The organism is Thermoflexus hugenholtzii (assembly GCF_018771565.1).
Lineage (GTDB): Bacteria > Chloroflexota > Anaerolineae > Thermoflexales > Thermoflexaceae > Thermoflexus > Thermoflexus hugenholtzii_A.
The window spans coordinates 1,340,994-1,352,560 of the sequence record NZ_CP076326.1 but is presented as its reverse complement, the minus strand read 5'-3'; the positions used below and the strand labels follow the sequence as shown (position 1 = coordinate 1,352,560).

The following is an 11,567-nucleotide window of genomic DNA, read 5'->3' as shown; positions in this document are numbered from 1 at the left end:
GGCTTTTGTAGGAGCGGCTTTCGCCGCGACCTTTCGGGATTGAGAAGACGGGAGTTTGGGACTGTAGGGATGGCTTCAAGGGCGACCCTGTGTCATCGGAGACCCGAGGTTTAGGGCGAAAGCCTCTATCCTTAATGCTAATCGAAAGAAGAATAACGATGGAGCTCCGACATTACCGTTTTCGGCGTATTACGATGGATCCTAACAAATGCATGGGGAAGCCATGCATTTGTGGTTTGCGAATTCCAGTATCTTCGATTCTAAATTACCTGTAGAGGAGTTCCATACGTAATGAAGTTTCTTTTAAACATGAATATGCCTCGCTCTTTAGCCAAGCGCTTACAGGATAAAGGATACTTGTTTCGTCATGCAGGGGATATCGGCCTGAGTTACGCAGAGGATTGGGAAATCATTGAGGAGGCTCGACGTCAAGGGGAGATCATCCTCACCCACGATCTGGATTATGGACGTCTGCTGGCTTTTACGCGCCAGTCTTCCCCATCTATTATCATTTTCCGCATCCGTCGTTCTCAACCTGACCAGACATTTCAGAAGTTAATCGATATACTTCCTCAAGTAGAGGAATATCTTCGGATAGGCTTGATCGTTATTGTAGAGGATCAAATTATACGCATTCGAAAGCTGCCTTTTGATGAGCCTCGGAGACGAATGCAAGCAAATCGTTAGAAGGATTCGCTGTCCTCTACAGGCTTGACCGCCGGGCCTTCCGGCATGGGTTTGGAACGAGGTTCGGCGCAAGCGAGATCCTCTTGCGGGAGGGACCTATGGGGAGCGAGGTGTTGCGGAACTACATCGGTGGCCAGTGGGTGGCCTCGGCGACGGACACTTACCTGGAGGTGCGCAACCCGGCCCTGGATGCGGTGATCGCCCGGGTCCCCCTCTCCACGGTGGAGGAAGTGAACCGGGCGGTGGCGGCGGCCCGGGAAGCCTTCGAATCATGGCGTCGCCTCCCCATCCCGGTCCGCGCTCGCTATCTCCTGCGCCTGCGGGATCAGGTGGAGCGGCGTTTTGAGGACCTGGCTCGCACCATCGTGCAGGAGCACGGGAAAACCCTGGAGGAAGCCCGGGGGGAGATGCAGCGGACCCTGGAGAACATCGAGGCGGCCGCCGGGATGTTCACCGCCCTCATGGGCTACCACACGCCCCAGGTCGCCGATGGGATCGATGAGGAATGCATCCTGGAGCCGGTGGGCGTCTTCTGCTGCATCGCGCCCTTCAACTTCCCCGCCATGATCCCCTCGTGGTTCTTCCCCTACGCCCTCGTCGCCGGGAACACCTACATCGTCAAGCCCTCCGAGATCTGCCCCATCACGCAAACCCGTCTCTTCGAACTGATCCACGAGGTTGGCTTCCCTCCCGGGGTGATCAACATGGTCCACGGGGGGAAAGAGGTGGTGGACGCGCTGCTGACCCACCCCGACGTCGCGGGGGTCTCCTTCGTGGGCTCCACGCCGGTGGCGAAGTATGTCTACGCCACGGCGGCCGCCCACGGCAAGCGGGCCCAGTGCCACGGCGGGGCCAAGAACGCCCTGGTGGTGATGCCCGACGCGGACCTGGAGCGCACGGTCCCGGCCATCCTCTCCTCCGCCTTTGGGTCGGCGGGCCAGCGCTGCCTGGCCGGTTCCCTGGTGATGGCCGTGGGCGAGATCCACGAGCCGTTGCGGCGGGCCCTGGTGGAAGGGGCGTCCCGCATCCGGGTGGGTTACGGGCTTGACGAGGGCGTGCAGATGGGTCCGGTGGTCTCCCGCAAAGCCCTGGAGCGGATCCACCGCTATATCGAGCTCGGCCTGCGGGAAGAAGCCGAGCTGCTCCTGGACGGACGGGGGATCCGGGTGCCGGGCTATCCCAACGGTTACTTCATCGGGCCGACCATCTTCGATGGAGTGCAGCCGAAGATGACCATCGCCTGTGAGGAGATCTTCGGCCCGGTGCTGGGGGTGATCCGGGTGCGCGATCTGGAGGAGGCGCTGGAGATCATCAACGGCCTCCCCTATGGGAACGCCGCCTCCCTGTTCACCCGGGATGGACGGGCGGCCCGGGAGTTCCGGCTGCGGGTGCGCGCGGGCAACGTGGGGATCAACATCGGCGTGGCCGCCCCCATCGCCCCTTACCCCTTCGCCGGGCAGAAACAGTCCTTCTTCGGCGACCTCCACGGCCAGGGGATGGACACCTTATACTTCTTCACGGATCGCAAAGTGGTGATCACCCGCTGGTTCTAAGCGGCAGGCCCTCCTCCGCACCGGGAGGGGGTCGCGATGCCGGGCGAGCGCTGGATCCTGACGGTGGACCTGGGGACGACGGGCCCCAAGGTGGGTCTGGTCTCGACGCAGGGAGAGCTCCTGGCCTGGGAGAAGGAGCCCACCCGGCTGTCCCTCCTGCCGGACGGCGGGGCGGAACAGGATCCCCATGAATGGTGGGAGGCCATCCGGCGGGCCACCCATCGCTTGCTGGAAGGGATCCCGGAAGCCCGGGATCGCATCGTCGCCATCGGCTGCACCGGCATGTGGTCCACCCTCGTCCGGTGGATCGCGAAGGGGCTCCGTTAACCCCTGCGATCCTCTGGATGGACGCGCGGGGCGCGCCGGAGGTGGAGGAGATGTTCGGCGGCTTCCCCTCCGTGGCGGGCTACCGGCTCGATCGCCTGATCCTCTGGATCCGGCTGACAGGAGGGATCCCGGGTCATTCGGGGAAGGATTCGTTCGCGCATCTCCTCTATCTGCGTCGCCGTCGCCCTGAGGTCTATCGGGAGACCTGGAAGTTCCTGGAGGCGAAGGACTACCTGAACCTCCGCCTGACCGGGTGCGCCGCCGCTTCCTACGATTCCATCGCCCTCTTCTGGCTCACGGACAACCGGGACATCCATCGGATCGACTATCATCCCGCGTTGCTCCGGGCGGCGGGCGTGGATCGGGAGAAGCTCCCCGACCTCCGGAAGGCGGTGGAGATCCTGGGCCCGCTCCGGCCGGAAGCGGCTTGGGACCTGGACCTCCGCCCGGGGATCCCGGTGATCGTGGGGACGCCGGATGTGCAGGCCGGAGCGGTCGGCTCCGGGGCGGTGGCGGATGAGGCTCCCCACCTCTATCTGGGCACTTCCTCCTGGCTCACCTGTCACGTGCCGTTCCGCCGGGTGGATCTCCTTCGGAACATGACCACGCTCCCCTCCGCGATCCCCGGCCGTTATTTCATCGCCAACGAGCAGGAGACGGCAGGAGCCTGCCTGCAGGTCCTGGGCCGGCTGCTCCAGGATCCCACCGCAACGGCCCCTCTCCCCGAGCCGCTCCTGGACGCCCTCGCGGCCCAGGCTCCGCCGGGGAGCGGGGGCCTGTTGTTTGCGCCATGGCTGTATGGGGAGCGAACGCCGGTGGAGGACAGCGCCCTGCGCGGGGGGTTTTTCAACCTCTCCCTGGAGACCCGACGGGAACATCTGGTGCGCGCGGTTTTCGAAGGCGTCGCTTATAACACCCGCTGGCTGTTAGAGGCGGTGGAGGGTTTCCTCCGGCATCGCGTGGATCACATCCGCTTCATCGGGGGCGGGGCGCGCTCCGCCATCTGGGGCCAGATCATGGCGGATGTCCTGAACCGGACGATCCATACGGTGCAGGAGCCGCAGCTGGCCGCCCTGCGCGGGGTCGCCCTGCTGGCCGCGGTGGCCCTCGGCGAGCTGACATGGGCGGAGATCCCGGAGCGGGTGCCCATCGCCGCCACCTTCCGCCCGGATCCCGCCAACCGCGCGCGCTACGACGCGCTGTTCCGGGAGTTCCTGGCCTTTTATCGGGCGACCCGCGGCATTTATCGCCGTCTTCACCGCCGCCGCTCGCTCTTCGTCTGAGAGGGTGGATCCCTCAGGAGCGATGGGGATGCTGCGCGAAGGCGGGTTGTGGGAATTCCTCCGGCGAGGGCTTCGTTCATGGCTTGCCCGGCTGGAGCGACCGGTGCGGGCGATGCCCGGGGTGGAGCGTCGCCTGGAGGAGGAATACGCGGAGGTGTTGCGAGGGCTGGAGCCGCTCCTCAAGCCTTACCGGGATCTTCCCGCCTTCCACCGGTTGCCCCTGGAGGGGCGTTCCCCGGAGTGGGTGTTTCGGCACCTGGAAGCGCTGGCGGCCCGGGAGGAGCCGCGATGGCGGAAGGGCTATGCCTCGGGGGCGGTGTATCACGGCGGGGAACCCCATGTGGCCTTCCTGAACCGCGTCTACGCCCTTTTCTCCCAAGCCAACCCCCTCCACCCGGATCTCTGGCCCAGCGTGGCGCGGATGGAGGCGGAGATCGTCTCCATGACCGCGCACATGCTGGGCGCGGACGCCGCGGGCGAGGAGATCGTGGGGACGGTGACCTCATGCGGGACGGAGAGCATCCTGCTGGCGATGAAGGCCTATCGGGACTGGGCCCGGGAGACGCGGGGGATCGTCCGGCCGGAGGTGGTGCTCCCGGTCACCGCCCACGCGGCTTTCGAGAAGGCCGCTCAGCTCCTCGGGCTGCGCTTGATCTACGTCCCGGTGGATGCAGGTTATCGGGCCGATGGGACGGCCGTGGCCCGGGCGATCACCCGTCGCACCATCGCCCTGGTGGCCTCCGCGCCCTCCTTCCCCCACGGCGTCATCGACCCTGTCCCGGAGATCGCGGCCCTGGCCCGGGCGCGCGGGATCGGTTGCCACGTGGATGCATGCCTGGGCGGGTTCATCCTGCCGTGGGCGGAACGGCTGGGCTATCCCGTCCCTCCCTTCGATTTCCGGCTGCCCGGCGTGACCTCGATCTCCGTCGATCCGCACAAATACGGATACGCGCCGAAGGGCGTCTCGGTGATTCTGTATCGGGGAAGGGCGCTGCGCCGTTATCAGTATTTCGCGGCCACGGACTGGCCGGGGGGCCTCTACGCCACCCCCACGCTGCTGGGGAGCCGCCCGGGCGGCCTGATCGCCGCGGCCTGGGCGGCGATGATCGCGCTGGGGGAGCAAGGGTGGACAACTGTTGGCAATTTTATTATCGAACTCATCTCAAAATTCTCCAGGCGATGAGGAAGCAGGCGAGGAGGACGAAGGCCAGGAAGGTGGCAAGCCGCCTTTCGTGCCGAACCGTCCACCTTCGGAACCCCCCTTTCAGCCATCCGAAGAACCGCTCCACGCTGCTTCGAGCCTTCCGATCGGCCTTCCGACGCCGGAACGCCCGCTTTCCCCCTCGGGTTCCCTTCCCCCGCCGCGGATTCTTCGGAATGCCCGCCCGAATCCCCCGCCGTCGCAACCCCTCCCGAATTGCCTTGGCATCATACGCCGCATCTGCATATACCACCTTCGGCCGCGTTCGCGCCCGCCCCCTCCCGCTCTTCTTCACTCGCAGGCCCCCCAGCACCTCCTCAAACCGACGACAATCGTGCTCATCCCCAGGCCCCACCACTACACGCAAGGGAAGCCCATCTTCATTCACCAAAACGTGCACTTTCGTCCCTTTTCGCTTCTTATGCCTATCTACTCCTACACCTTCCCCCCTTTTTTCGCCTCCACCAGCGTGGAATCAACCGCCACCGCTTCCACCTTCACCTTCCCCAGCGTATACCTCCAGTCCAGAAGGGCTTGCAGGATCTGGTGCCAGACCCCCTTCTCCTGAAGTTCCCGAAACCGCCGCCAGGCAGTCTGATAGGCGCCATATTGGCGGGGCATATCGCACCACCGGCAGCCGGTAACCCGCACATACAGGATCCCGTTGAGGACCTTGCGGTCATCCACCCGAGGTCTTCCGGTTTTGGCCCTGGGTGGCAGCAAGGGCGCAATGAAAGCCCACTGCTCATCCGTCAACTCCTGAAACCCCATCGGTCTTCCCCTCCCAGGCAGGTTGTCCAGAGACCGAGTATACTACAACCGGACGCCGGGTTTTGAGATGAGTTCATCATTTATTTCGGCCATGAAACTCTCGGATTGGGCTCGTCAGCAGGGGATAAGCGATATCACCGCCTGGCGGTGATTTCGGGCAGGCAAGCTTCCTGTCCCTGCCCGCCCATTGCCTGCTGGGACAATCTGGGTAGAAGCGCCTCACCCAGAAGGTATCCCTGTGCGCTATGCCCGAGTGTCCTCCGCTGACCAGAAAGAGGATCTGGAACGGCAAGTTCAACGCCTTCAGGCCTTTGCCCAAGAACAAGGTTGGACAGAGGTTAAAGCGGTGACCGAAATCGGCTCCGGGCTGAACGGAAAACGAAAGAAACTTCTACGGATCCTGCGGGATCCCCGGGTGGTTCGGATTGTCGTGGAGCATCGCGATCGGCTGGCCCGGTTCGGATTTGACTTGCTGGAAGCGGCTATGGCCGCTTCGGGGCGACATGTTGTTGTCATAGAGGATGGGAAAGTGGCAGACGACCTGGCGCAAGACGTCCTGGAAATCCTCACCTCGGCCTGCGGGCGATTGCACGGGCGTCGGTCGGCCCGGCGCCGGGCGAGGCAGGCGCTGGAGGCGATGGGATGCGGGTGAGACAGGCGTTCCGCTTCGAGCTGGACCCCAACCGGGAGGCCCGGATCGCCCTGGCGAAGCACGTGGGCGCCGCCCGCTTCGCCTACAACTGGGGCCTGACCCGCTGTTTGGAAGCCCAAGCGCGCGGCGAGCAGATCCCCTCGGCGGTGGACCTCCACAAGGACTGGAACGAGTGGAAGCGGAAGCACGCCCCCTGGTGGGTGGAGGTGTCCAAATGCGCCCCCCAGGAGGCCTTCCGGGATCTGGAGCGGGCTGTCCGCAACTGGCGGGAGGGCCGGGCCGGCTTCCCCCGCTTCAAACGCAAGAAGGCTCTGGCGGACAACAAGGCCCGGCTGACCGGCTCCATCCGGGTCACTCCCCGGCACGTGCAGCTCCCTCGCATCGGCAAGGTCCGCACCAAGGAGCGGACGGACCAGCTCCTGGAGCTCCTTCAGTCCGGGAAGGCCCGCATCCTCTCGGCGACCATCTCCCGAGAGGCGGATCGCTGGTTTGTGAGCCTGACCTGTGAGGTGGAGCGCCCGGATCCCGAGCCCCGGGAGGTCCGGGGACCGGAGGATGTGGTGGGCATCGACGTGGGGCTGGAGGCTTTTGCCGTGCTGTCGGATGGAGCGCGGATGGAGGCCCCGAAGCCTCTGGAGAGGGCCTTGCGGCTTTTGAAGCGGCGTTCGAGGCAGCTCTCCCGCAAGCAGAAGCGGACGGTGGTGGAACAAGACCCGGAGACGGGGGAGGAGCGGAGGCGGACGGTTTTCTCTCGCAACTATGAGAAGGCGGCCCTGCGTCTGGCCCGGCTACACCGCCGGGCTCGGAACATCCGCCGGGACTTCCTGCACAAGGTCGCCACGGAGCTGGCGAAAGCCAAGCCGGTTCTGGTGGTGGAAGATCTGAACGTGCGGGGTCTGGCGCGGAACGGGAGCCTTTCCCGGACCATTCAGGATGTGGGGTGGGGGGCCTTCCGGCGGATGCTGGAGTATAAGTGCGCCTGGTATGGGGCCGTGCTCCTCATTGCGCCGCGGGACTTCCCGTCCACGAAGCGGTGCTCGCGCTGCGGCTGGGTCGGTCCTGCGCTCCCCCTTTCCCAGCGGGTGTTTCACTGTGGGGCGTGCGGGCTGGAGGTGGATCGGGATCTCAACGCGGCCCTCAATCTGAGAAACTACGGGTTGGCCGCCCTGAAAGGCCCTACCGGGAGTTCCCCGGGAAGTGACGCCTGTGGAGATCCCTCTGGCGGCGGAACGGCCCCTCCGGGGGCTGGTCTACGAGCCATGGGTCGATGAAGCAGGAAGCAGCCGGTCATTTGTTTCACCCCAGACGGGTGAAATAAATGACGATGCGCTGTAGAACGGTATCTGGAGGCCACACGCGCCATCCCGGAGACGGCAGCCCGGATCCGGGAAGGGATCCGACGGATCCCCGGGCTGGAGGTCATGGGGGATCCCCTCTGGGTCATCGCTTTCACATCGAAGGAGTTCGATATTTACCGGGTGCTGGAGCGGATGGGGCAGAGGGGCTGGAGTTTAAACGCGCTGCAGCACCCGCCGGCGGTGCACCTCGCGGTCACCCTGCGCCACACTCAGCCCGGGGTGGCCGAGCGGTTCCTGGAGGATCTGCGGGAAAGCGTGGCCTGGGTGCGGGCACACCCGGAGGAGCGGGGCGCCCTGGCCCCGGTCTACGGCATGGCCGCCACCTTGCCCTTCCGCGGAGTGGTCCGGGATCTGCTCCACCGCTATTTGGATTTGCTCTACACGCCGTGAGGGAGTGAGGCGATCGGGCGCGGTGGGCGACCGGCCGGTCAACCCCACCGCGCCTTTTCCTCATCGCCGGAGGAGCTCCATCAGCGTGATCTCGAAGGGCGCCAGCCGCAGCTCCCGGAGGGCTTCCTCGGCGCCCTCCTTCCGGTGGGTGGAGAAGAGGCACCGGCCCCAGGTCGGGAGATCGAGGCGCACGTGGGCCGGGCCTTCGCTCATGTTCATCGCCACCAGGCAGGCCGAGCCGTCCTCCCGCAGCCGGCGCAGGAAGACCAGGGCCTCCTCGGAATCCTCCGCCAGAGGGACGTATTCGCCCGCGAGCAAAGCCGGCGTGCGCTGCCGCAGGCGGATCAGACGCCGATAAAAAGCAAGCAGCGAATCCGGCTCCTCCAGCTGATCCACCACGTTCACCCCCTCCTGGTAGTTCGGATGCACCGGGAGCCACGGCGCCACCCCCGGCGGGCAGAAGCCGGCGTTCGACGCCCGGGACCACTGCATCGGCGTCCGGCATTTGTCCCGGCCGAACCGCGCCCCGCGGATCACGGCCTCCTCATGGGGCGTTCCGAACAGCTCCCGCTCCACCGTATACCACCAGCGGCCCAGGGGATCCTTGAACAAAGAGAGGTCGGTGAGGATCAGATCCCGCATGCCGATCTCTTCCCCGTAGTAGAGGAAAGGCGTGCCCCACAGGGTGAGCATGAGGGCGGCGGCGATGCGGGCGATCTCCCGGTCATGCCGGCCGTCCCCGTAGCGGCTGAGGACGCGGGAGACGTCGTGGTTGCCCATGGTGTTGCAGGGCCATGCGCCGGGGGGCAGCCCGGCCAGCCGCTCCCGCTGGTTCGCCCGCACCACCGCCGGCGTCAGGCGCGGGGCCTTCATCAACGGGAAGTTGAAGACCAGATGCAGCTCGTCCTCCCCGTTCCCGTAATACGCCAGGTCCTCCGTCTCCCCCACCAGCACCACGTCCCCATAGGCGTTGACCAGGGCCCGTAGCTCCCGCATCAGGTCGTGGACCTCGGGCAGGTCCTCCTGATAGCGGAACATCTCCTGACGGATGCGCCACAGGCGCTCCCGCTCTGCCTCATCCGTGGCCGCGTTCCACGCCTTCAGCCACTCGGGGTAGCTCATCGGCGCCGTCTGATCCGGGAGCGCGGGATCCTCGAAGATCGTCCCCACCGCGTCCAGGCGGAAGCCGTCCACCCCCATGTCCAGCCAGAAGCGGACGACGTCGAACATCGCCTGTTTCACCGCCGGGTTCCGCCAGTTGAGATCCGGCTGCTCTTTGAAGAAGAAGTGATAGTAATACTGGCCGGTCCGGGGATCGTATTCCCACGCGGAGCCGCCGAAGGTCGAATACCAGTTGTTAGGAGGCCCGCCGTCCTTGCCGTCGCGCCAGATATACCAGTCCCGCTTCGGGTGATCGCGGCGGGAGCGGGATTCCTGAAACCACGGGTGCTGATCGGAGGTGTGGTTGAGCACCAGGTCCAGGATCACCCGGATGTTCCGGCGGTGGGCGTCTTCGAGGAGGCGGCGGAAATCCTCCAGGGTCCCGTATTCCGGGGCCACGTTCATGTAGTCCGCGACATCGTAACCCCAATCCACCAGCGGGGAGGGGTAGTGGGGGCACAGCCAGATGGCCTCGACCCCCAGGTCCTGGAGGTAATCCAGATGGCGACGGATCCCCTCCAGGTCTCCGATGCCATCTCCGTTCGCGTCCGCGAAGCTGCGGGGGTAGATCTGATAGAACACGGCCTTCTGCCACCAGCGCAGGGATGTCATCGGGCAACCTCCGCGCCTCGGTCTGGGTTCCAGCGCCCCGGGGAGGGGGGCGAAACGGTCGGCCTCCTGTAACGAGTGAGGGATTTTATTCGGGTGAAGGCGGATCGGCAAGGGGGCGGGCGAACAGGCCGATTAGGTGAAGGCGCCACCCGCGCAGGGGGTGCCACGCGGTGAGCCGTTCGTAAAGGGCGGCGAGGGCGAAGAGGAAGGGATGGAAGGCCAGATACGTGGGATCCTCGACCTCGAACCAGGCGATCTCCTGCAGGCCGGCCGCACGGAGGAGGCGGCGCAGCGCCCCCGGCGTGTTGGCGCGATAGAAGGTGGGGAAGATGTCCTGGGGCGCGCGGCCGTAGAGGCGGCGCACCAGCGGGCGGCGCCAGCGCGATGGGATGGCGCGCCCCAGGGCGACGAGGGGATGGCGGGCGTTGGGTGTGAGCAGGAGGAGATGCCCTCCCGGCTTCAGCACGCGGGCGATCTCCTGGAAGGCCGCCCGGGGCTCCGGCAGGTGCTCGATCACCCAGGTGCAGAGGATCAGATCGAAGGTTCGCGCGGGGAAGGGCAGGGCCTCCAGCCGCGCCTGGGCCCGGAGGGGGAGGATGCGGTTCTCCCGAAGGGAAGGGAAATCCGCATCCACCCCGACGGCCAGGCCCACCCGCTCCTGGAACCGGCCCAGCACCCCCCAGCGCCCGCATCCCGCATCCAGAGCGCGGACGTGGGGGAGGAGCAACGGCTCCAGCAGGGCGTTCAGGACATCCCCCGCCGGCCGCCATCCCGGCCGTTGCGCCTGATACCGGCGGCGCGCCTGCTCCTGACGGGAGAGCTCCAGCATGTGCGCCTCAGGGGGAAGGATCCGTTCCATCTCCCATTCTGGCTCCGGTTTCCAGGCCTGTCATCGGATGGCCCACGGACCGTCCCGGGAATGAGGGGCCGCCGGGCTCCTGGCCGAAACGGAAGCCCTCTCGAGGTTAGAGGATCTTATATTGACGTCTCCCAAAGATTGGTAAAAATAAAAAGTGAACTCAGGCGTTTGAACAGGGCGGCGATGAGGAACGCAAGGAAAGCCGGTCGATGGGTGGTCGGCATGTCCCCCAGGGTGGCCTCGAAGGGAATGGTGTCCCCCTGTGGATCCTCTTGGATGCCTCGCTCCAGAGACCGTTGAGCCTCTTGCCGAAGCGATCGGTGTGGTCGATTAGATGCCCCGGAGGAGACGATTGCGGGGTCTGCCGAAGGGGGTGGCCAGGGCGCGCTGGGTTTTTTCCCGTGGGCTCCCGGTTGAGGAGGAGGCTATGGCGATTCGGGTGCGATGGGTGGTCCTGGATGCCGCGGAGGATCATGGGGAGCCCGGGTGCTATGAGTTCCAGGGGCCATCCATGCGGATTTGGGTGGAGCACCTGGGCCCGGGCCAGTTCCTGGTCATCACCTGGGCGACCACCGCTTCGGAGGCTCCCTCGGCCCCGGAGGATCCGGAGCGATCCCTCCAGCCCTATCTGAGCCAGATCTGTCGCGGGCAGATCCGTCCCTCTCGCAGCATCGTGTGGTTCTGATCGCTTCCGGATCTCCAGATCCGCAGTC

Annotated in this window: 9 protein-coding genes and 4 pseudogenes; 10 read left to right on the top strand and 3 right to left on the bottom strand. The window is 65.6% G+C overall.

The annotated features are described in order from the left end of the window. Positions 1–134: 134 nt before the first annotated feature. The 6 genes and pseudogenes from KNN16_RS15135 to KNN16_RS06125 all read left to right on the top strand — a co-directional run bounded on the left by KNN16_RS15135 (position 135) and on the right by KNN16_RS06125 (position 5,033). On the top strand, positions 135–275 hold the full coding sequence (locus KNN16_RS15135; protein WP_369685875.1) for a DUF433 domain-containing protein: 141 nt from the start codon (positions 135–137) through the stop codon (positions 273–275). 16 nt (positions 276–291) lie between these two features. After that, positions 292–687 (top strand): DUF5615 family PIN-like protein, encoded by a 396-nt coding sequence (locus KNN16_RS06145; protein WP_303900027.1) that lies wholly within the window; start codon positions 292–294, stop codon positions 685–687. Positions 688–785: 98 nt separating this feature from the next. Beyond that, on the top strand, positions 786–2,240 hold the full coding sequence (locus KNN16_RS06140; protein WP_303900024.1) for a CoA-acylating methylmalonate-semialdehyde dehydrogenase: 1,455 nt from the start codon (positions 786–788) through the stop codon (positions 2,238–2,240). 36 nt (positions 2,241–2,276) lie between these two features. Next, positions 2,277–3,007 (top strand): annotated as a pseudogene (locus KNN16_RS15130) (FGGY family carbohydrate kinase); the annotation flags it as partial. 18 nt (positions 3,008–3,025) lie between these two features. Continuing rightward, positions 3,026–3,850, top strand: a complete 825-nt coding sequence (locus KNN16_RS06130; protein WP_369685885.1) for an FGGY-family carbohydrate kinase — start codon at positions 3,026–3,028, stop codon at positions 3,848–3,850. Positions 3,851–3,878: 28 nt separating this feature from the next. Further along, entirely contained in the window at positions 3,879–5,033 is a 1,155-nt protein-coding gene (locus KNN16_RS06125; protein ID WP_303900015.1) for an aminotransferase class V-fold PLP-dependent enzyme, read from the top strand. Here the strand turns inward: KNN16_RS06125 and KNN16_RS15125 are convergent. Beyond that, positions 5,008–5,795 (bottom strand): annotated as a pseudogene (locus KNN16_RS15125) (IS5 family transposase); the annotation flags it as partial. The gene KNN16_RS06125 and the pseudogene KNN16_RS15125 overlap by 26 nt on opposite strands. Before the next feature lie 118 nt (positions 5,796–5,913). Here KNN16_RS15125 and KNN16_RS06115 point away from each other — a divergent pair. The 3 genes and pseudogenes from KNN16_RS06115 to KNN16_RS06105 all read left to right on the top strand — a co-directional run. Further along, positions 5,914–6,474: pseudogene (locus tag KNN16_RS06115) on the top strand (IS607 family transposase). Then, complete coding sequence (locus tag KNN16_RS06110; RefSeq protein ID WP_303900010.1) at positions 6,465–7,745, top strand: RNA-guided endonuclease TnpB family protein; 1,281 nt, start codon at positions 6,465–6,467, stop codon at positions 7,743–7,745. Before KNN16_RS06115 ends, KNN16_RS06110 begins: the two are co-directional and overlap by 10 nt. Before the next feature lie 69 nt (positions 7,746–7,814). Further along, a pseudogene (locus tag KNN16_RS06105) lies at positions 7,815–8,222 on the top strand (aspartate aminotransferase family protein); the annotation flags it as partial. A gap of 60 nt (positions 8,223–8,282) precedes the next feature. Here KNN16_RS06105 and KNN16_RS06100 read toward each other — a convergent pair. Together KNN16_RS06100 and KNN16_RS06095 are read right to left on the bottom strand one after the other, a co-directional pair. Then, positions 8,283–9,995 (bottom strand): alpha-glucosidase, encoded by a 1,713-nt coding sequence (locus KNN16_RS06100; RefSeq protein ID WP_303900006.1) that lies wholly within the window; start codon positions 9,993–9,995, stop codon positions 8,283–8,285. Positions 9,996–10,080: 85 nt separating this feature from the next. Beyond that, positions 10,081–10,854 (bottom strand): class I SAM-dependent methyltransferase, encoded by a 774-nt coding sequence (locus tag KNN16_RS06095; protein ID WP_303900003.1) that lies wholly within the window; start codon positions 10,852–10,854, stop codon positions 10,081–10,083. Positions 10,855–11,281: 427 nt separating this feature from the next. Here KNN16_RS06095 and KNN16_RS06090 point away from each other — a divergent pair, with 427 nt between their 5' ends. Continuing rightward, positions 11,282–11,539 carry a hypothetical protein gene (locus tag KNN16_RS06090; protein WP_303900001.1) on the top strand — a complete coding sequence of 86 codons (258 nt, stop codon included), beginning with the start codon at positions 11,282–11,284 and terminating at the stop codon, positions 11,537–11,539. Positions 11,540–11,567: the final 28 nt, after the last annotated feature.

Excerpts from the sequence above, each read along its gene's own strand:
- KNN16_RS15135 (WP_369685875.1), top strand. The coding sequence starts at position 135 with ATGCTAATCGAAAGAAGAATAACGATGGAGCTCCGACATTACCGTTTT.
- KNN16_RS06145 (WP_303900027.1), top strand. The coding sequence starts at position 292 with ATGAAGTTTCTTTTAAACATGAATATGCCTCGCTCTTTAGCCAAGCGC.
- KNN16_RS06140 (WP_303900024.1), top strand. The coding sequence starts at position 786 with ATGGGGAGCGAGGTGTTGCGGAACTACATCGGTGGCCAGTGGGTGGCC.
- KNN16_RS06125 (WP_303900015.1), top strand. The coding sequence starts at position 3,879 with ATGCTGCGCGAAGGCGGGTTGTGGGAATTCCTCCGGCGAGGGCTTCGT.
- KNN16_RS06110 (WP_303900010.1), top strand. The coding sequence starts at position 6,465 with ATGCGGGTGAGACAGGCGTTCCGCTTCGAGCTGGACCCCAACCGGGAG.
- KNN16_RS06100 (WP_303900006.1), bottom strand. The coding sequence starts at position 9,995 with ATGACATCCCTGCGCTGGTGGCAGAAGGCCGTGTTCTATCAGATCTAC.
- KNN16_RS06095 (WP_303900003.1), bottom strand. The coding sequence starts at position 10,854 with ATGGAACGGATCCTTCCCCCTGAGGCGCACATGCTGGAGCTCTCCCGT.
- KNN16_RS06090 (WP_303900001.1), top strand. The coding sequence starts at position 11,282 with ATGGCGATTCGGGTGCGATGGGTGGTCCTGGATGCCGCGGAGGATCAT.